The following is an 18,750-nucleotide window of genomic DNA, read 5'->3' as shown; positions in this document are numbered from 1 at the left end:
CTGTCAAAACGCATAATAGCCAATTTAAAGCCGCATACGTTTTGACGATGAAACCCCAATCAAATAGGTGTATTTTATTACTCTTCTGAAATCATAGTGCAGCGACAATGTGGATGAGCTGGCGGGCACATCTTTCCGTTGCTAAATAAATCATCAATATCTACCGTTTCGCCATGTAAACCACCACATTCTTTACAAACACGCTCATCGTTTCCTGTAAGCCATGTTTTCTTGTTTCTATTTGCACCTTTATAAGCAATTAAATTGCCGTAATTCATCGCATATGTTGTTTCTGTACGTGCAATCATCATTGCTCTGTAGTTACTTGCTTCTGACATTACATCTGCAATAGAAACACTTAATGCATCGACACCCATTCCCTCACTAAGATTCTTTAACATTGCTTCTCTTAATCTATCTTTAGTAGTTTCATGGATTCCCTTTGCTAATTCAAAAGCGTAAGTAGCTACCCATTTTGCAGCAACGTCACCAATTGGATCTAATACCATCCAGGTTAAACCGTTAGAAGCTATAGTACTCTGTACAAACTCTGTTACATCATCCTGTAGTGTGTCCGTGACTTCATCGACAAACATTTGTCGTTCCTCATCCCAATCAACACTATCCAGAAATTCATCAACTTCTGCTTCTGCAATTACAAGATCAATCTCTTCCTCTGCTTTATTAATACGAATTACGGGAAGCAGGTTTAAGAGCCGTTTTCCCTGCTCGGAAAAAAATCCGCTACCTTCTTTTGCATAGCTTTCTCTACTTCTTCATGCTTTTCCCTAAATGCATTAATAGCAATTAAGTTATCTTGCTCATTATCTGCAGCTTTTGCAATTGGTTCTATTTGAGAAACGGATGGACCACCTTCAAAGAATGTATCTCCATCTGCTACAGGTTCATAACCTACTACTTTACGAGATTCATTCCGTGTTAATATACGTTTCTCATAACCATCTGCCGCATATTGCATATCAGCTTCACGATCATCTGTATCAATTTCGTTTAATTTGAAATGCCAATCTAATCCACCGAGTATTTCAGCAAATACACGGAACAATTGATAGTTTAATCGATGTTCTAATATTCCTTGTCCAGGCTCAATAATAGAACGCTTGTACATCTCGTTCATTTCTTTAGCGGTTGTTTGTCCTAATGAGCCTGTCATAGCCCAGCCGATACGATAAGGCGGCACACGATGAGCCACACATATCTCCATTGCGCTATCCTGCTTATATAAACGAAAACTGCCTTCTTTTACATCTGGACTAACTTTTTCTAATCTAGCTTTTGCCCCTGGCGGTACGGGGACAACGGCCAATTTATGATGTTCTCCTTTTGTTTCTGCAGAGAAGAATGCTTTTAGTTCATTTTCCGTTCCATCATCTATTTCATCAACGCCCTCAAGAAATAGCAGAGCATCTGGAATTGTCTTTCCTGTAAAGAAGTTAATATTGTAATCTCTTACTGCTTGAGATCCAACTATCGAGCCGATAGAACTAACATAATTAGGTATCCCATAATAAGAAGAACGAGAACCGAATTTACGAATAACAATTACTTCTCCAGCTTTTTCTGTTCCGCTTTCTGCAACATCCTCTGCATTTATCGCCCTACCATCAGCAAGACGGAAATCATCGGGATAATTGAACTTTTTAAACCATCGTTCTTTGTTATTTACAATTTGAGCAAATCGGACTTTATCCTTATGAGCACGAACCGTATGCGCCGGAATATGGTACAGTTCCGATGGTTCGTTTTTTTGATTCCGAACAACTTCGATAATCCCCCAGCCAACAGTTTCATAATCATCCCATACAGCTCTAAGAATTTCTGAACTCGTCATTTCTGGATTACAATTCCGCATAAATTCTTTTAACCTTTTATATTGCTCCTGGTTCGCTTCTTTCACTTCTTCAAAAGGAGCAAAGTCAAAACCAACACCTGCAATATCATCGACTTTTGCGCTAATACAAGCAGAATGGATTGGATTACTTTCCTTTATTTCCAACAGCACTGACATATCATAAGGTGGTTTAACCAACCCTTTATCGCCATATATTTGCGCGAATGGATCTACAGTCATTTGCTTACTGTTGTCTTCCCTATTTTTGGGGTCATCTGCTGCTTTATTAATACCAAATACTTTTACATTCTTAATGGTTTTCTTATTGCTCATATCGTTTGTGTCCTCCTTTCTTCTATTAATAGAGAGCAAAAGAAATAGCCGAACAATAAATGTTCGACTACACTCTTTTAACCTTCCCACCCATAACTACTTTCGGTTTATAGAAGGCTAGAACTATAGCATCTGCTCTATCGGGTGATTGCAATCCGCGTTTCTTCATTTCTTCTTTTCGCTCTAATGCAATCTTACCTCTACTTGTTATTCTGTATTTACGGCTAGAGAATTGAGAAATCATTTTTTCATCATTTGGAATCTCCATTGTAGGTTCTTCACCCTGTATAAATGCTTTCATATTCTCTTCAAGTAAATCTCTTACTACGGCCCAACCTTCTGCACCTGCATTATCATAATGCTCATCATCAAGCGGTTTCCCGTTATTCACAACCGGATATACTTTGAATGGTAATCGTTCAGATTTAGTAACTTCTTTCAATCTGTCCGTAACACCACCACCAACACCACTATCATCGACTTTTATATCAACTCTTTTTAACTGCTTGTAATTTGCCATGTATTCCTTAGCTAATTTCAATACATGACCAGCAGTTTCCATAGTATCTTGTTTATAGTGGTTTAATAATTTAAAGACTTTATTTCCTATCCTTGGAGCAATTACAGTTTCATCATCACCAAATCGCGCAACGTCAACACCTAAGTCAAGTGTTTCACCAGTCGGCTCTACTTTACAAGATGCTGCTTGCTCTACAATTTCTAACGGGATAAATGCATCTGCTTCTGCTTTAGGAAATTCACCAAGTACACGTACACGCCAAACATCTGAACCCTCACCATATTTCTTTTTCAATACTTCTATATTGTCTTTACTGGTTCGAGGGCTATCTAAGCTAGAGACTTTATGTATTTTATATAAATCTCTGTCACGATTATGAGAATCATAAAATACACCGCTTGTTCTTGTTGGGTTTCCGCATAAAAACAATTTATTTTCTGCGCCAGATAAAGTACCAAGTATAGCTTCCATAATAGGATCTGCTATACCAGAAGCTTCATCACATACAAATAGCATATAATCTTCGTGGAAACCCTGCATATTCTCCGGCTTTGTTGCCGTTCTAGCAGTAGCAAACCAACGTTCCTCACTGCCAATCATATATACTCGTGTTTTAGTCCATTTAAGTAGATTTTTAACCGCACTGCCTTCTAACCACTTCGCTATTTCAGCCCAGAGCACAGTAAATAACTGTTCCTTTGTAGGAGCTGTACAAATAACTTTTGGATTCGGCCTACAGCAGAGGAACCAGATAACAACGACTGACTCAAGACCTGTTTTACCAACACCTTGGCCAGAACGCACAGAAACCTTTGGACTTTGTGCCAAATCCATAAGAACTTTTCTCTGCCATTCATCCGGATAAAAACCTAGCATATCCTCAGCAAACGCTACAGGATCATCCCAATAAATATCGATAATCTCCATAAATTCGCTAAAAGCTGTGTTACTCATTTTGTTCAGCTTCCTTTTGCTTACGTCTGCGCTCTGCTATCTTCATAAGAGACTCTTTCCAGTCTTCTGTATTCTGATTCGTATCACCATCAACTTTAATAGCAGCGATCTCTTTCTTGAGTTTCTCAATGCGTAGTTTTTGTTCTTCTGTATTAGCTAATCTATCGTATTTTTCAATTAGATTTACTAGCGTTGACATTGCTTTCGATTGAGCATTTAAGAAACTAGCTTGTTTATCCCAAGCAAATTGAATTTCCCACTCTTCCTCATAGCCACTTTCCGTAAGTTTGTTTTTCCGCAGTTCTTTGGTCATGTCTTCGTTGTCTTTAACAAACATAATACGTTGAGCATGAATGATTTGAGTGTACTGCAGCATAATACTGTCCCAAATGATTGTTAAGGAATCGTTGTTAACCGCTTCTTTTAATTCTTCTTTTAAATCATATATTTCTTGCGGCAAATACTTTCTATACAATCCATGACTAACAGCATTACCATTACGAAGTGGAGCAGCGCCACCGGAATTACCAACAGCATTTTTATTACCCTTTTTGGCTCCGCCACGATTGTTTACAGCATTCTTATTACCCTTGGGTGCTCCTGGTTTCTTTTTGGAGTACTCCGTATCTTTCTTTGGAGTACTCCGTTCATTTTTATGGAGTACTCCATTTAATTTGTCTATCCATCCATCTTTGGATTTCCATCCGCCAACCGTTTTTTCACTTACAGTTTTTTCGGATGTAGACAACAATTCGGCAATTTTACGATTCGTAATATCACCATTATGTTCTTTAAATATTTCATACGCTTTGTTACGGTCTGGACTTCGTTGTCTGGCCATAATTACATAACACCTGCCCCCTTATCCAATTGTTTGCACTTCCTTCTCTAAACACTCAATGCATATATGAGCATTATCCGTATTTGCTTCACGGAGATATGTTTTATCAAAATGAGTAATAGTTAATGGCATTTTTAATGTCCACATGCACGGCTCATTACAAACAGAGCATGTAGGAACGTTTATAGTTTCTTCTTCCATTTACACCACCTCACGCTTTACAAAATAAAAAAGCAGCGAATTCGCTACTTTAAATTTTTCGTATTTTTTTCTTTTTCATTTATGTATCTATATAAAGTGGCCCTTGAAACATTGAACATCTTACAGACATCAACTTTAGGTAATCCTTGTTCAACCATTTTTAGCATACCCTCTATCCGTTCCGGAGTATGAGCACGTTTGCGACCACCTTGTTTTCCTCGTTCTTTTGCAGCAGCCACACCACTAACAACACGTTCATTAATAACCTCGCGTTCCATTTCAGCCATTGCACCAAATATATGAAATAAAAACCTTCCCATTGTTGTAGATGTATCAATACCATCTTTAATAGAAACAAAGTGAATTTCCTTATCATTAAATTCTTGCAATAAATTAACTAACTGGTGCATGGTTCTTCCTAAACGATCTAACTTGTAAACAACCAATGTATCACCTTTGCGAAGTTTTCCAAGTAATAATTGAAGCTCTTTTCTATCCTTTTTCGCTCCACTTTCTTTTTCTGTAACTATTTCCTCACAACCATAACGGTTTAATTCATCCAATTGCATATCTAAATTTTGTTTTTTAGTAGAAACCCTAGCATATCCGAATATCATGCACCATCATCCCTTGTTATTTGATATAAAAAGTGTATCAAATTCCTGTATCAAAATCAATTATTAATTGAGACATAGTTTTGAGACATTTGTTATACCATTTTTATAGGTTTTAAGGCCCATATATTAAGTGTCTCATAATGTTTTGTTTTTGAGACACTAGTTTTCGGACAAAATAAGTTGCAATCCACTCGTCATCCCTTTAATTAGTTCAGATTCCTTTTCGTTAGATTGGGCTAATAATTTACCGATTACCTTCTGATCTGAATAAGCTAGTAAAAAAGTAGATATATAAGCTAGTGCATTTACGTATTCTGTAGCATCTTTACTTTCGTTATTTGCATGAGCAGTATAATGTACATTTGGCACTATTATCACCTCTTACAATATTTGGGTTGTGTTGAGTTTGTTTCGTTTTTACAGGAACACTTGAACCACTCTTCAAACCGCTCTCTATTTATCACCCAGGTTCCACCGATCTTTTTAGATTCAATAGCACCTGCTGCACATAGATTCTTTATATGACCAGGAGAAAGGCCGCTAATAAGATGAGCATCATTAACACCAATAACATTATCTAACGCTGCATATGGCTTCAAATTAACATCTTCCCATTTAACACCATACATCCCTATACCCATTTCATTCATTTTTGTTTTATCTGTCATTCTCTCTAAATGATCCAATACAATAACATTAATTAATTCCCATGTAACTGCATCAGATAAAACTCTTGTCTTTAACTCTGCTGTTAAATCATTTAATAATTCTAATTCCATATGTATCACCTCATAATAAATGCAACACGTTTGCGCTTATCTTTCCTTAACAACAAACAAGACGCCACCCAGATCACGGCAGCGCCTGCTCTAATTGCTATACACATGTTTGTTCTAAAAATAAAACATCCATAATGGACACATCATAAGATTAGTAACCGTATTTTCTGTTCGTTAATTATTATGTTTATAGGCCTAGATTGTGCACATCTATATTCAGTGAGCGCATACCCTATTACACGAATACTACTTTAGGAGTGATTATATTATGAATCCTTTACCGATGAGGATTGTTGTAGCTCCAGCTTCTGCTTGGCAACATTTACCTCAATATCCTTCATATGGTCAATATGTTATGCAACCTGGGCACATTCCCTTTACTCCTACAATTCCGCCTTCTCCCGTAATATACCAATATCATTATCTTTTTCCGGCATTGTATTTCCAAGAGTTTCACGGTACATTTAACATCTAATCTAAATAGAAAAATATCTGTTATCTGTACCATGAGTCAATTCACATTATACCTAAGACAGTATTTAAATACGTTTAATGTGTAATTTCTATATAACAAAGAAAAAAGCACCCGTTTTGGATGCTACTCTTTAATTAATACTACTCTTGGTTTATTTCCTTCATACGGACCAATAACTCTATTCTCTTCAAGACGATCAATAATCTTTTCTGCACTAATATAAGCAACTCTAAATCTACATTGAATCCGAGTTACTTATGCAGCTTGTTAGCTTCTTCTATAATGTTTCCCTGGAATTTCATCACTTAAATGTGTTTCCGTCATATAAATTCTACCTCCCACACAAATAATAAAAAGCGCACGAATGGACGCTTTGATATAAATTATTAATTTGTACTTCAATTACGGTAAATGAAGTTTTATCCTTCTTCCAATCACCTAATATTAAGTATCAATCTATTAATACACTATTAAGTAACTGGAAGAAGAGCAAAAGCTCTCCTCTATATTAACGTTACATTCAATCAGTACCATCTGCTGGTTTCGGATTTTAGTATGCCGTCAATATGGGTCGTTTAGATATCGAATTATAAAGGCATTCTTGTGATTTATGTTTTCCGCCACTTCTCACAATACAAATATAACACGGAAATTCCAAAATAACCGGTACATTTCCTGCCAAAAAACGGTCACGACTCTGCCACTTCTTTCACTATTCTCATTTCAAATTTTTCAATTTGATCTGTAATTTCTATTCTAATCCCAAGTAAACCATGATTTTTCACCTTTTTCTTTTTTCTAATTAGCCACTCTGGATAAGCCAATTCCTCTAATATCATTCTATAATAATTTGGATTTATTCTTAATAGGTTCGGCTTTTCGCCCTGTAACATTTTATACTCAACCAATTCACACAGTAGCTCTTCGCAGGCCAATCCATCATCACCTCTTATCAAGTATAATTAACTAATATACAAAACCGTATCATTTTATGCTTGTCAGTTACCCATATCTTATATTGTGTGTAACTGACCCTATCGCTGAATCCCTTGCTATCATTGACTGAATTAAACTTTCTCTTTTGAGTTACACAGTACGAAATTTATGAGTAACTGTATAGGGGTGCCACCAGCATTTTTGAAGAAAAACACTTTAAGTAAAAAATCCAATAAGCCGCCCATATGGACAGCTTATTTACATAATTTTCGTTATTGGAAGTTACTCTTCAAGTATTAATAGACGGTCAAGTTCAGTTTCGTGATAACTCTACACGCTCAAAGTGTTCAACTGTTGGAAATGGATCATAAAAGTGATGCAATAATGCTTTCCACTCTTGATATTGTTCAGATTGACGAAATCCTATCGTGTGGTCTTCTAAAGTTTCCCATTGCACAAGGAGCAAATATTTTCCTTTCTGCTCTATACAGCGTTGTAATTCATGATTTTTGTATCCTTGCATGGAAGAGATGATTGAAGATGCTTGCTTAAATGCCCATTCATACTCCGTCTCCATACCGTCTTTTACTTGCAACATGACTGCTTCTAAAATCATTTTGAAGTCCTCCTCCTTTTCCTAATTGTACCATGTGGGGAAAACGCTGTCTGAGGAGTTTTGATGTATAAACATATACATGTAAAGTTAACATAACGTCTCATTATCGGTAGCAAGAAAAAGGCGAATCCCTACTTTCAAAAGAAATCCGCCTTTTTCTATACCCCTATGAATCTTTTTATACATTCCTATCCTTAAGTGGATTTAGGGTTCTTGTTTGTTACTGGATTAGCCGAAAAACTGTATAAAATCTTGCATACTTTTAACGTGTTTTTTTTCAAAATACTACGATACCTTTAGATTTAAAAGATATAAGCAATACTTAGATTTTAAACCTAGTCATTGCTTTATACATTGCATCTTGGTTTACACCTATATAACGTAACGTGACCTTCTCTGACGAGTGATTGAATATCTCCATAAGTAATGCTATATTTTTTGTTTGCATGTACATGTGATATCCATACGTCTTTCTCAAGGTATGTGTGCCTATTTCATCTAATCCGAATTCTGCCGCCGCTCCACTTAATATCTTATATGCCATGCTACGACCAATAGGACGATTCTTTCCTTGTCTACTTTGCAATAGATACTCACTGCCTTCTCTTTCTTCAATAAACCATTTAAGTTCTCTTTTCAGTGCTGCAGTAATTTGTATTCTTTTTTGTTTCCCTGTTTTCTTTTCCCTCATAGATATATGACTGCCTTTGACATCCCCTATTTTTAGTTTCAAAATATCTGAGATTCTAAGACCTGTATTAATACCCATAATGAAGAGAATGTAATTACGTAAACTTTTTTCCTTAAAGTACTCTTTTAGCTGTTGTATTTGCTCTGGATCACGTATCGGTTGAACAAAATTCATTATTCATTACCTCCAGTTTCTTCTGTCTCGTAAACTTCTAATCCAAGTGCAAAAGCAAGTTTATAAAACGCTTTAGACTTCCAACGGCGATATGTACGCTCTGACATTCCGATTTCGTTATAAACCATGTAATCACACATATCCTCTTCTTCTAAATAACGTTTACAAATAATATCCCTTTGAATACTTCCTGCACGTCCATTTCCTAATCGATTTAGAAACTGATCAATACGTAACGACATACCTTCAAGCCACTCTTCTCGCTTACTTTGTTGGATATTTGCTATAGCAACATCTTCTAACGGCTTACCGACTGCATGTGTAGGACCGTGCTCACGCATTTCATAAGAAGGAGTGACTTTCATTTCTTTGCGTATCATTCCAAATTGCCTATGTATACGTACGCTTTCCAGCACACCTTCTAATTCTTCCTGTGTTGATGTTCTATCAATTTTTGGTAAGAAAGATAATTGTTTAGTCATTCAAGACCACTCCTTTTTATTTTTTATTACTTTTGTCTTAACGCTCCACGTCTACGTTCATAACAAGGTCTATGCATCCCCATTAAATTTTCAATTTCACGAATACTAAATTTCTCTTTCTGTTTTTTCTTAGTTTTCTTTTTTGTTTGATTCGATTGCTTTTTCCACTCACGTAATTGGTCCTTTAGTACCTTCATATTTCCCCATCTCCCTTTTCAAAATAAAAAGGACACCTATTCCTAAAACAGCTTTAATGGCTACTTTAATGAATTGGTGTCCTCTAGTTTTCTAGCCGGACTTTATTCTGTTTGCTTTCACTTTAAAAGGATTATTTTGTTAAATAATCTGAAAAAATTTCCATGTTAACAAACTTTTTTGGATATTTCCATTCGATAACTAAATAGATATTATTAGTTTCATATGAAAATACAAATATTCATATTAATTACATATAAAATGTTAAATTTGTATATTTCCTTATAAAATTAAAGTTAAGAAAGGGTGATGATATAATGATTAAATTTCTTTTAACTTTAACTACTGAAAACAAACAAACAATAACATGGAAAAAGTACTATTATGAAATCGTTAAAGCTATGATTATTTATAAGTAACTCTGACATATTTCAAACATGCATATGTTAATTTTAAATGTATAAATTTTTCTCCCCTGAATAAAACTCAATATTCCGTCAATAATGTAGATGACACGGTAATCTTTTCTCCTTTCCCCCTTGGAGAAGCGAGCAGTTAGTTTTTGCTAGCTGCTCTTTTAATTACACATTTTTGTCTTAACACTCATATAATATTGAGAATTAAAAAATCATCTCATGTATAAAGGGAAAGTATTCTTTTTCATTACTCCACTCCCTCTTTAAATAACACTGTTTGAATAAGGTTTTTAAAGAGGGAATACATTTAAAAATCTTGGTTACACTGTAAACAGGCTCGTGAATAGCCAATTTTACTAATACCCACTCTATGTCTATTACCTTGAGCCGAGCAATTAGCAAAAGCTAATTGCTCTTTTATATTGAGTTAATAATAAAATTTAGGTCTTATTCCTTTTCTACATCATATACTTTTAACCTAACCATCCAGCTCAAAGTGTTACCTCCTATCTTAAAGAGCACTGATGCATGGTGCTCTTTTTAGTTTCCTTATTTCTATAAAATGAAATTTTTGTTTAGTTTTCTTTCATGCATAACATTTTCAAATCTGTTTATACTATAACTGTAACTTGTAGTTACAATTTGCGTATCCATGTGGAATAGTATTTACAGCAGGCAGTTAGCTACTTCAGCTAGCTGCTTTGTTGTGCCAAATAGCGTTTTCGTTCAAATACTTCACGTCCATAAAAAAATTACATTTGGTATCACATACTCTTTTACATTAAGAGTTTTAGTCAGAAGAGCACTTATATATGGTGCTCTTTTTGGTATGGAATGTAAAATAGAGGCTTGCTCTTAAAACCTTTCATGTAATTTTTATAGTTTTTCCTTACACCCATATGTCTGCTTGCTCATAAGTTGTTAAAGTATAAATATAAATTGGCTAGTTAGTTTATAACGGAGGTGTAAAAATGAGTGAATTTAAAAAGAAATGTCACATCCCATTTCCATGTGCCCTTCCGTTGCCTCAAATCGGGGCTACTGGATTAACAGGTGCTACTGGGCCTTCGGGACCTACTGGAGCTACCGGACCTTCAGGTGGACCTCGGGGACCTACCGGGCCTACCGGACCTACCGGACCTACTGGAATTCAAGGTAACCTGGGACCTACTGGTCCTCAAGGGATTTCTGGACCTCAAGGGATTCCTGGGATTTCTGGATCTATTGGTCCAACTGGACCTTCTGGAATTCAAGGTATCCAAGGTATCCAAGGCGAGCCTGGCATTCAAGGTCCTATTGGACCGACTGGAATAACGGGGGTCACTGGAATTCAAGGGATTCAAGGCATTCAAGGGATTCCTGGGATTCAAGGCATTCAAGGGATTCCTGGCCCGACCGGCCCTCAAGGGATTCCTGGCATTCCTGGTTCTGTAGGTCCAACTGGACCTTCTGGAGCTGTTGGCCCGACCGGCCCTTCCGGGGGACCACCAGGACCAACGGGCCCGACTGGACCTTCCGGGGGACCACCAGGACCAACCGGAGTGACTGGCCCCACTGGACCTACTGGATCACCAGGACCAACCGGACTTCAAGGTATCCAAGGTATCCAAGGCATTCCTGGCCCCACTGGACCTCAAGGAAGTCAAGGGATTCAGGGGATTCAAGGTAATCCGGGGCCTATTGGTCCTATTGGACCCACTGGAATAACTGGGGCGACTGGAATTCAGGGTATCCAAGGTATTCAAGGTGATCCAGGACTTATTGGACCTATCGGCCCGACTGGCCCAACTGGGCTTCAAGGTATCCAAGGTATCCAAGGTATCCAAGGCATTCCTGGGCCTACTGGATTACCAGGAACCGCTGGAGCTACCGGACCTACTGGGCCTACCGGTCTTACAGTATCTGGATTATCTCAATACGCTTATATTTTCAATACAGCAGCTCAAGTTGTTGCCTTAGAAGCACCTATTCTTTTTAATTCGAATGGTTTAATGACACCTGGTTTTACTCATACTCCTGGAACTTCTCAGATTATGGTTATTAATGCAGGAGATTATAAGATTTCTTTTTCTGTATCAGGAGTTGAACCTAATCAATTTACGCTCTTTTTAAATGGTGCTCCAGTTACCAACGCAGTTTATGGATCAGGTGCAGGAACTCAGCAAAACAATGGGCAAACAATTCTCTCTTTAGCTGCAGGTGATATTATTACCCTTAATAATCATACTTCCGCTGCTGCAGTTACTTTACAGACTTTGGCAGGTGGAACACAAACAAATATAAATGCTTCGATTGTAATTGAAAAATTAAATTAATTTAATCATTTATTTCTTGAAACTCTGGCAGTAAATAACCTGGTGTAGATTTCTTTTTTCAACAAGCAGTTAGCTTTTGCTAGCTGCTCTTTTGTATTGAGTTGAAAATAAGTTTTAGGTCTTATTTCTTTTCTGCGCCATATAATTTTAACCTAAACATTCAGCTCAAAGTGTTACCTCCTATCTTAAAGAGCACTTATGCATGGTGCTCTTTTTTATTTTGTTTTCTTTCATTTCTGAATAACATTTTTAACCCTGTTCATACTATTTTTGTAACTTAAGGTTACAAACTATTTCTGTAAGCGCAGCGTTTCTTTTGTACAACAAGCAGTTAGTTTTATTAACTAGCTGCTTTGTTGTGTAAAAGAAAGATTTTGTTTTAAAGTTACACATAGCTAAAAAACATACATATAATATCTTGGGAATCCTTTTTCAATATTAGTTTTGGTCAGAGAGCACTTTTAAGAGTGCTCTTTTAATGTATTGCAATGTATCACGTTTTACATACAATAAACATAGAATGCAATGAGCACGCAAGACATAATTTTTATATAATCGTGTACATTTTTTGTACACGTTTTTTTATTAAATAAGAATTCTGTTTAAATTTCATCAACCTTATTGATTCCTTTGCATACATTATTATCACAAGGAATTTCATAGGTTTCTCTGGTCCAGTTTCCTTGAATTCCTTGTACACCTCATTGAAATAACCCGTTTTAAATAGCGGGTTATTTTATTTTTGGTCATAAAAAACTTTTACTTAACTTTCATTCATTTTTTTGCTTATTTTGAATACATTACTATTAAGCCAAGAAATACACAGGTTTCCCTGGAGTGGTTTCCTTGTATTCCTTGAACTCCTTGTACACAGAACCTGTTATTACTAACAGGTTCTTTAATTTTTGTCATTATACAATAACTATTTTATTATGTTTCCTAACTTACAGTAATGTCCTTGAAAAACATTCATATATATTTATCGAATGCACTTTGAAATCCCTACAGTATCAAATACTTTTAAGAATTGACTGACCAATACTATTCGGCTAAATTTTATAAACTTATTAAAAATAACATAGATACACAAAAAAGCTACGTTTTATATGAGATAAAAAATTATCTTACACAAAGGGGTTTGATTATTTGTGAATTACCAAAATGATAACAACTCTAAAATTCACAAACCTTGCACTTGTCCATCCCCCACGGCTAACAGTTTAAATGTTGTTCAAACTACCCCAACAATAGTTTCTGTAAATTCTGCGATCCCACTAGATACCGTGGTAAATTCTAATGGTACAGCAATCTCATTCGCACCACCAACAACTGTTTTACTTGAAGGTGGAAGAACCTATTTGGCAATCTATGAAGTGCAAGTTATTATTCAACCAGGAGGTAATTCGGCAGGTATCACTATGTATCTGAATAATAATCCAATCATTGGCTCAGGTACTTCTCTAGGATATACTGCAGGATTCACTTCTGTATCAGCACCCGCAATTTTCACTACACCTTCAGGTATAACAAGTACTCTTACTGTTAATGTAGGACCATATTCTAATACATTAAATACGTTGGGCTTAACTCTTGCTGTTGTAGCATTAACATAATAAAATCTAATACTCTCTAAAATGATTTTCTTTGTCCTTTAACTGTGGTTTTTGAGCTAGCCTCTAGGAACTCAACATAAATACATATAGAAAAAGAACATTATTTGGATCGATAGTACTGGGTGACTCGGCTGGCACACTTGCTGAGTCACCTATTTTCCTATAATAAAATAACGCTTTTATGAAAATTCCATTGTCTAATTCCTCACTTGTCCATTTCGCTTTTCTCTATCCCTGCATTTACTATTAGTAATACTAACTATTCAGAGGTGAAAATATAATGGACGAGTTTTTATCTTCTGCTGCAATAAACCCTAATTTAGTTGGACCCACTTTACCACCTGTTCCACCATTCACACTACCTACAGGACCGACTGGACCGACTGGACCGACTGGGCCGACTGGACCCACTGGACCTACTGCACCGACTGGGCCGACTGGGCCGACTGGACCCACTGGACCTACTGCACCAACTGGGCCGACTGGGCCGACTGGACCCACTGGACCGACTGGGCCGACTGGACCCACTGGACCCACTGGATTACTATCAGTAGCTTACGGAACTTTTTGGCAAACAGAAATCATTACAGTCCCTTTCGAATCCCCTTTTTCTTTTGATCAGGCTGACCCTATGGTAGGGGGGATTTCTCTGTTAAATCCAACCACAATTAATATCACACAAGCTGGGGATTATCGAATTACTTTCATTTCCTCGATTAACTTGACTGTAGCCCTTACATTCCCTTATTCGCCTACCATTTCTATACTATTAAATAACAGTCTGATTCCAAATTTCAAAGCTACTTTCGGCCTTTCAATACTAGATCCAGAGGATGTAGATTGTGCTCAACTCATTGGGGACACTATTTTATCAGTCCCAGCCAACTCAACACTTCAACTTATCAATAATAGCTTTGTAGGCGAAAAAGACATTCGTACATGCGATAATGGAATAAATGCTTTAGAATTAAACATTATCAAATTAAACTAGTATCAGTACTCCTTTAAAACTAGGTGCTATTATGGCATCTAGTTTTAAGTTTCCAATGAAATTTTTATACAAAGAATACACCAAAAATCAAAAATAAATTTATAGAATATTTTATATCCTTTTCTTTTTAGAATGAATAGTCTTTACAGAGCACTTTCCCGAAGTGCTCTTACATTTACATATCAAATAATGTTTTTAATTAATTAATTACAAGAGCGGATTTTCTTATTGTGTACAAGCACTCTATTCTTTTTTTAATAAAATATATAGATATCTCAAAGAAAGGAGAGCGACATAAGTATGGCTGATTATTTTTATAAAGATGGTAAAAAGTATTATAAAAAACAATTGTACACTCACCATCAAAAAGATAACTGTTTTATCGAAACCCATACAATAACTGGTTCGAATACAGCTTTAAATTTCAACGTACCAGCTAACACTACAAGAACTGCTTTTGAAGATTCCACCAATAACCACAATAAAACATTACTTGATCTTCGCATTCCCGGTACTTCCCAACCAATTGAAGTAACTATCCGAACAAGAAGTTCTCGTCTGCCGATTAATGTAACAATAGTTGCAGGTGAAACCAGGGTATTCCAAGTAGAGGATTTCCATAGCCTCACTCTCACAAATAATACTAATATCAATAGCAATATTGGTATATTCATTCAAAAAACATTTTGTATCTGTTGCAATAATCAAAATGATTCTCGCAACAAGTATTATAAAGAACAATCAAATTCTCACTATCAAAAAGATAACTGTTTCATCGAAACTCATACTGTAGCTGGTTCAGAAACTACCCCAACCGAAAATGCACCTTTAACTATTATCGTACCCCCTAACACTTCAAGAAGAGTTTTTGAAGATTTCACTAATAATCACAACAAAACATTACTTCAAATATCTGTTCCCGAAGATGTCTCCCCCATCGAAGTCACTATTCAAACAAGAAAATCTACTACACCAATTATCGTGACTCTTGCTACAAATGAAACAAGAGTATTTCAAGTAGAAGATTTTCAAAGCCTTACTCTCACAAATAATACCGATTTCCTTAATTTCATTGAAATATTGATTAAAAAGACATTTTGTATCTGCTGCAATGATAGGAATGATTCGTGCGATGAATATTACCATGATTACGAATGTGAATGTTAGATTGACTCCCCAAAAGAATCCTTATAAAGGGTTCTTTTTCTTTTACCTTAGTATCATCTAATCATTCACATTTGTTCAACATTTCATCTCTTAACAAAATTCAAATTTGATTAAAGTAACTGTGTTTTTCGTTCTTCCATACGAATTACTTTCCCACTTTGATATACAAATGATTGTTCACCAAATCCACCTTGGGGTGGTTCTATTAGTTGAACCTGACCATTTTTAACAACATATATTCCGTTTATTTTCAAATCTATTTCAGCTTTCATTTCTACAAGATTTTCTTTAATAATTCCCATTAAGACCACTCCCGTATGTTATGATTATTTTGTCGAAGCAAGTCGGGAGCAATCTCGACTTTTTTATTTTGTTATAGATATTCCACAACATTATCGGGAATAAATGATTGTTCTAATGATAAATAAAGTCGTATTGAAATCGGTTCTTTATTATCTCTCGCAGACTTGCAAAGCTCCTCCGCTTCTTCCCAATCGAACTGCTTATCTTCCACTCGCTTAAATCTCCAAATTCCAATTGTATATTCCTCAAATAATTCATACTGATCATTTGGCGCTGTTGTTGGTTTTAATTCATCAGTAGCTCTTACTTGCTTTGGTACTTGAACAACTACATCCGTAAAACGAACTTTAGAATTTAATCGATGAATGTGTGCTTTCTCAGTATCGAATGCTACTACAGGCTCAACATCAAATATTGTTAACTGCTTTGGCATTACAATCCTCCTAAGCCTCTTTTTTATATTTAGATAACACTTGTTCTAAACGTTTCCGTTCAGCTTCTAATTCGATTTCACTATGCTCTACTGACTGAGGATGTGTTTCCGTATCTTGAGTATGTAACCAATCAGGAACAATTTCTTTTCGAGCATTACTTCTCCCACCACGAGACTGGTATTTCTTACGGAATTGAGCTTGTGCAGCTTCAACATCAGTAATACTCTTATACCCCTTAGCATGCCAATCTCTTAAAATACCTTGTACATAAGACATATTAGGTGCATTCTTTTCTAGAGCTATTTTCATTGCTTTGATAACAAGCTGTGCATTCAAATCTTCAATCCACGCATTAATCCCTTCAGCCACAAATGGTTTAAGAACTCCAAAGTTTTCCTCATAAAATGCTATTGGATTTTCTTCTGCAACTTTTTTATCTCTTGAGCAGCTTGCTGCTTCTTCTTTTGTTTTTGTTTCTTCTTTTTCCTTCATAGGGTCTTCGAATCCCCTTATAAGCCACTCAAAACGAGCTTGGAAGTATTCCTTAATACGAGGAATTTTAAAATCTTGCTGCTGTTCTAAATCTAAACATGTTTCATAAAAATCAATTAAAAAATCTTCACACTTAATATTCTGGATTTCTTTTAACACACACTTTTCAATATTCATATTTGTAATAGCATTGAATTTAAGCCAATTAATCAACATAATTTCTTTCGTCTTTTTGTTGTAATAAATTTTCCCATAATCAGCAAACCGCTCTAGCAGCTTCTCAACCGTTTCACGGTTATACCCTGTATCCATTTCTATCACTCGTAATGGAAGCTCATAGATACCACTCTGAGAAGTTTTACTATTAGTCATTAAGTATAAGTAGAAGTATTTTTCCGCTGGGGTATACACTTAAATGAAGAAGCTTTTATTTTCACCGGCAATACGATACATTCGCCCTTACATATAGATGCTCCTCATCGCTTTTTGAATGATCACTATAAAAAAGCTGGTGTTCCTCGAATTCGTATACACGACTTACGACATACTCACGCTACACTCATGCTTCAGGCTGGGGAACATCCTAAAATCGTACAAGATCGCTTAGGGCATTCTTCTATTCAAATGACTTTAGATAAGTATAGTCATATCACACAGAACATGCAGCAACAAGCAGCGGAAAACTTCGAGAGCATAATAAAATCTAATGAAAACACCTGATAACAAATGAAAAGATTTAATGTGAGCAAAATGTGAGCATCATGGAAAACTACCACTTACAAACCTTGATACAATAAGGTTTCTCATACTATCTCGTTGAATCTTGGGAAAAGAATGAGCAGTTTTAAGGGTGTTTATTTTTAAAACATCAAAATGCCAAATCCCTTATATCACAAAGGATTTGGCATTTTTAAGTATTTAGAACACCTGCTAAATTTAAGGAGAAATTAACAGACATGCGTCCGGTATAATGCCGCGTCCATACCCAAGGATCGATTACATAAAATAACGTATCTAACCTGGGAAGTCTATTGGTCTTTTCCCCTTATAGTAACACTCTCTTCTACTAAGACCTTTTCTTTCTAGGGCCTACAATTAATTTAATCGCTGTTCTTTCTTCATTATTGATAGAAATCTCTTGAAACGCTGGAACAAAAGCTAAGTCAATACCACTTGGAGCGACGAACCCTCTTGCAATCGCAATTGCTTTAATCGCTTGATTTATAGCTCCAGCCCCAATCGCTTGAATTTCCACATTACCACTTGTTCTTAGTACACCCGCTATTGCACCCGCGACTGAATTTGGGCTTGATTTTGAAGATACCTTTAATATATTTTCCATGTAAGTTGCTC

General features: G+C 36.0%; 23 protein-coding genes and 1 pseudogene. 6 read left to right on the top strand and 18 right to left on the bottom strand.

The genetic code is table 11. From position 1 onward, the window contains the following. Positions 1 to 77: 77 nt before the first annotated feature. The 8 genes from ACO6VI_RS20530 to ACO6VI_RS20495 form a co-directional block, all read right to left on the bottom strand. The gene (locus ACO6VI_RS20530; protein ID WP_000496053.1) at positions 78 to 596 is read right to left on the bottom strand and encodes a phage minor head protein; all 519 of its coding nucleotides are present in this window, start codon (positions 594 to 596) and stop codon (positions 78 to 80) included. 113 nt (positions 597 to 709) lie between these two features. Continuing rightward, positions 710 to 2,185: a phage portal protein gene (locus ACO6VI_RS20525; protein WP_000066337.1), complete on the bottom strand. Its 1,476-nt coding sequence runs from the start codon at positions 2,183 to 2,185 to the stop codon at positions 710 to 712. 67 nt (positions 2,186 to 2,252) lie between these two features. After that, complete coding sequence (locus ACO6VI_RS20520; protein ID WP_422423956.1) at positions 2,253 to 3,659, bottom strand: DEAD/DEAH box helicase family protein; 1,407 nt, start codon at positions 3,657 to 3,659, stop codon at positions 2,253 to 2,255. Next, a complete protein-coding gene (gene terS / locus ACO6VI_RS20515; RefSeq protein ID WP_422423954.1) occupies positions 3,652 to 4,500 on the bottom strand; it encodes a phage terminase small subunit in 849 nt (282 codons plus the stop codon). The genes ACO6VI_RS20520 and terS overlap by 8 nt, the downstream gene beginning before the upstream one ends. A gap of 21 nt (positions 4,501 to 4,521) precedes the next feature. Continuing rightward, positions 4,522 to 4,701, bottom strand: a complete 180-nt coding sequence (locus ACO6VI_RS20510) for a hypothetical protein (protein ID WP_000390790.1) — start codon at positions 4,699 to 4,701, stop codon at positions 4,522 to 4,524. 44 nt (positions 4,702 to 4,745) lie between these two features. Continuing rightward, positions 4,746 to 5,318 carry a recombinase family protein gene (locus tag ACO6VI_RS20505; RefSeq protein ID WP_000576170.1) on the bottom strand — a complete coding sequence of 191 codons (573 nt, stop codon included), beginning with the start codon at positions 5,316 to 5,318 and terminating at the stop codon, positions 4,746 to 4,748. A gap of 159 nt (positions 5,319 to 5,477) precedes the next feature. Further along, the gene (locus tag ACO6VI_RS20500) at positions 5,478 to 5,687 is read right to left on the bottom strand and encodes a hypothetical protein (RefSeq protein WP_001134184.1); all 210 of its coding nucleotides are present in this window, start codon (positions 5,685 to 5,687) and stop codon (positions 5,478 to 5,480) included. Positions 5,688 to 5,692: 5 nt separating this feature from the next. After that, a complete protein-coding gene (locus ACO6VI_RS20495; RefSeq protein ID WP_000418199.1) occupies positions 5,693 to 6,097 on the bottom strand; it encodes a helix-turn-helix domain-containing protein in 405 nt (134 codons plus the stop codon). Between the two features lie 268 nt (positions 6,098 to 6,365). On the opposite strand from ACO6VI_RS20495, the gene ACO6VI_RS20490 reads away from it, so the two are divergent. Next, positions 6,366 to 6,572: a hypothetical protein gene (locus ACO6VI_RS20490; protein ID WP_001068929.1), complete on the top strand. Its 207-nt coding sequence runs from the start codon at positions 6,366 to 6,368 to the stop codon at positions 6,570 to 6,572. A gap of 123 nt (positions 6,573 to 6,695) precedes the next feature. Here ACO6VI_RS20490 and ACO6VI_RS20485 read toward each other — a convergent pair whose 3' ends face one another. From ACO6VI_RS20485 to ACO6VI_RS20460, 6 genes are all read right to left on the bottom strand, one after another. After that, a complete protein-coding gene (locus ACO6VI_RS20485) occupies positions 6,696 to 6,818 on the bottom strand; it encodes a DNA translocase FtsK (protein WP_223285812.1) in 123 nt (40 codons plus the stop codon). Positions 6,819 to 7,261: 443 nt separating this feature from the next. Beyond that, a complete protein-coding gene (locus ACO6VI_RS20480; protein ID WP_000742052.1) occupies positions 7,262 to 7,507 on the bottom strand; it encodes a hypothetical protein in 246 nt (81 codons plus the stop codon). A 314-nt stretch (positions 7,508 to 7,821) separates the two neighbouring features. Next, entirely contained in the window at positions 7,822 to 8,124 is a 303-nt protein-coding gene (locus ACO6VI_RS20475; protein ID WP_000599698.1) for an antibiotic biosynthesis monooxygenase family protein, read from the bottom strand. 322 nt (positions 8,125 to 8,446) lie between these two features. Next, a complete protein-coding gene (locus ACO6VI_RS20470) occupies positions 8,447 to 8,989 on the bottom strand; it encodes a site-specific integrase (protein WP_422423951.1) in 543 nt (180 codons plus the stop codon). Beyond that, complete coding sequence (locus ACO6VI_RS20465) at positions 8,989 to 9,471, bottom strand: ArpU family phage packaging/lysis transcriptional regulator (RefSeq protein WP_000166197.1); 483 nt, start codon at positions 9,469 to 9,471, stop codon at positions 8,989 to 8,991. Before ACO6VI_RS20465 ends, ACO6VI_RS20470 begins: the two co-directional genes overlap by 1 nt. Positions 9,472 to 9,497: 26 nt before the next feature. Further along, positions 9,498 to 9,668, bottom strand: a complete 171-nt coding sequence (locus ACO6VI_RS20460; protein ID WP_000866160.1) for a hypothetical protein — start codon at positions 9,666 to 9,668, stop codon at positions 9,498 to 9,500. 1,385 nt (positions 9,669 to 11,053) lie between these two features. Between ACO6VI_RS20460 and ACO6VI_RS20455 the strand changes: the two genes are divergently transcribed. The 4 genes from ACO6VI_RS20455 (at position 11,054) to ACO6VI_RS20440 (ending at position 16,168) form a co-directional block, all read left to right on the top strand. Further along, positions 11,054 to 12,397, top strand: a complete 1,344-nt coding sequence (locus tag ACO6VI_RS20455) for a BclA C-terminal domain-containing protein (protein ID WP_422423949.1) — start codon at positions 11,054 to 11,056, stop codon at positions 12,395 to 12,397. A gap of 1,148 nt (positions 12,398 to 13,545) precedes the next feature. Beyond that, positions 13,546 to 14,010 carry a hypothetical protein gene (locus ACO6VI_RS20450; RefSeq protein WP_001109241.1) on the top strand — a complete coding sequence of 155 codons (465 nt, stop codon included), beginning with the start codon at positions 13,546 to 13,548 and terminating at the stop codon, positions 14,008 to 14,010. 280 nt (positions 14,011 to 14,290) lie between these two features. Then, positions 14,291 to 15,001 carry an exosporium leader peptide-containing protein gene (locus ACO6VI_RS20445; protein WP_422423947.1) on the top strand — a complete coding sequence of 237 codons (711 nt, stop codon included), beginning with the start codon at positions 14,291 to 14,293 and terminating at the stop codon, positions 14,999 to 15,001. Positions 15,002 to 15,301: 300 nt separating this feature from the next. After that, entirely contained in the window at positions 15,302 to 16,168 is an 867-nt protein-coding gene (locus ACO6VI_RS20440; RefSeq protein WP_422423946.1) for an exosporium protein D, read from the top strand. A gap of 110 nt (positions 16,169 to 16,278) precedes the next feature. On the opposite strand, the gene ACO6VI_RS20435 is transcribed toward ACO6VI_RS20440, so the two are convergent. The 3 genes from ACO6VI_RS20435 to ACO6VI_RS20425 all read right to left on the bottom strand — a co-directional run bounded on the left by ACO6VI_RS20435 (position 16,279) and on the right by ACO6VI_RS20425 (position 17,808). Continuing rightward, entirely contained in the window at positions 16,279 to 16,470 is a 192-nt protein-coding gene (locus ACO6VI_RS20435; protein ID WP_000511363.1) for a DUF3954 domain-containing protein, read from the bottom strand. A 71-nt stretch (positions 16,471 to 16,541) separates the two neighbouring features. Then, positions 16,542 to 16,904, bottom strand: a complete 363-nt coding sequence (locus tag ACO6VI_RS20430) for a hypothetical protein (protein ID WP_001125986.1) — start codon at positions 16,902 to 16,904, stop codon at positions 16,542 to 16,544. 10 nt (positions 16,905 to 16,914) lie between these two features. After that, a complete protein-coding gene (locus ACO6VI_RS20425) occupies positions 16,915 to 17,808 on the bottom strand; it encodes a DnaD domain-containing protein (protein ID WP_422423944.1) in 894 nt (297 codons plus the stop codon). Here ACO6VI_RS20425 and ACO6VI_RS20420 point away from each other — a divergent pair. After that, positions 17,788 to 18,117 (top strand): annotated as a pseudogene (locus ACO6VI_RS20420) (site-specific integrase); the annotation flags it as partial. The gene ACO6VI_RS20425 and the pseudogene ACO6VI_RS20420 overlap by 21 nt on opposite strands. Before the next feature lie 346 nt (positions 18,118 to 18,463). Here the strand turns inward: ACO6VI_RS20420 and ACO6VI_RS20415 are convergent. After that, positions 18,464 to 18,739 carry a stage V sporulation protein S gene (locus ACO6VI_RS20415; protein ID WP_000427801.1) on the bottom strand — a complete coding sequence of 92 codons (276 nt, stop codon included), beginning with the start codon at positions 18,737 to 18,739 and terminating at the stop codon, positions 18,464 to 18,466. Positions 18,740 to 18,750: the final 11 nt, after the last annotated feature.

This window comes from Bacillus sp. PSXD-155 (assembly GCF_049310765.1).
Taxonomy (GTDB): domain Bacteria; phylum Bacillota; class Bacilli; order Bacillales; family Bacillaceae_G; genus Bacillus_A; species Bacillus_A cereus.
Note: the sequence above shows the minus strand (reverse complement) of the source record. Positions and strands in the feature narration are given on the sequence as shown.

Coding starts and splice junctions, on each gene's coding strand:
- ACO6VI_RS20530 (WP_000496053.1), bottom strand. CDS start 596: ATGTTTGTCGATGAAGTCACGGACACACTACAGGATGATGTAACAGAG.
- ACO6VI_RS20525 (WP_000066337.1), bottom strand. CDS start 2,185: ATGAGCAATAAGAAAACCATTAAGAATGTAAAAGTATTTGGTATTAAT.
- ACO6VI_RS20520 (WP_422423956.1), bottom strand. CDS start 3,659: ATGAGTAACACAGCTTTTAGCGAATTTATGGAGATTATCGATATTTAT.
- terS (WP_422423954.1), bottom strand. CDS start 4,500: ATGGCCAGACAACGAAGTCCAGACCGTAACAAAGCGTATGAAATATTT.
- ACO6VI_RS20510 (WP_000390790.1), bottom strand. CDS start 4,701: ATGGAAGAAGAAACTATAAACGTTCCTACATGCTCTGTTTGTAATGAG.
- ACO6VI_RS20505 (WP_000576170.1), bottom strand. CDS start 5,318: ATGATATTCGGATATGCTAGGGTTTCTACTAAAAAACAAAATTTAGAT.
- ACO6VI_RS20495 (WP_000418199.1), bottom strand. CDS start 6,097: ATGGAATTAGAATTATTAAATGATTTAACAGCAGAGTTAAAGACAAGA.
- ACO6VI_RS20490 (WP_001068929.1), top strand. CDS start 6,366: ATGAATCCTTTACCGATGAGGATTGTTGTAGCTCCAGCTTCTGCTTGG.
- ACO6VI_RS20475 (WP_000599698.1), bottom strand. CDS start 8,124: ATGATTTTAGAAGCAGTCATGTTGCAAGTAAAAGACGGTATGGAGACG.
- ACO6VI_RS20470 (WP_422423951.1), bottom strand. CDS start 8,989: ATGAATTTTGTTCAACCGATACGTGATCCAGAGCAAATACAACAGCTA.
- ACO6VI_RS20465 (WP_000166197.1), bottom strand. CDS start 9,471: ATGACTAAACAATTATCTTTCTTACCAAAAATTGATAGAACATCAACA.
- ACO6VI_RS20460 (WP_000866160.1), bottom strand. CDS start 9,668: ATGAAGGTACTAAAGGACCAATTACGTGAGTGGAAAAAGCAATCGAAT.
- ACO6VI_RS20455 (WP_422423949.1), top strand. CDS start 11,054: ATGAGTGAATTTAAAAAGAAATGTCACATCCCATTTCCATGTGCCCTT.
- ACO6VI_RS20445 (WP_422423947.1), top strand. CDS start 14,291: ATGGACGAGTTTTTATCTTCTGCTGCAATAAACCCTAATTTAGTTGGA.
- ACO6VI_RS20440 (WP_422423946.1), top strand. CDS start 15,302: ATGGCTGATTATTTTTATAAAGATGGTAAAAAGTATTATAAAAAACAA.
- ACO6VI_RS20435 (WP_000511363.1), bottom strand. CDS start 16,470: ATGGGAATTATTAAAGAAAATCTTGTAGAAATGAAAGCTGAAATAGAT.
- ACO6VI_RS20430 (WP_001125986.1), bottom strand. CDS start 16,904: ATGCCAAAGCAGTTAACAATATTTGATGTTGAGCCTGTAGTAGCATTC.
- ACO6VI_RS20415 (WP_000427801.1), bottom strand. CDS start 18,739: ATGGAAAATATATTAAAGGTATCTTCAAAATCAAGCCCAAATTCAGTC.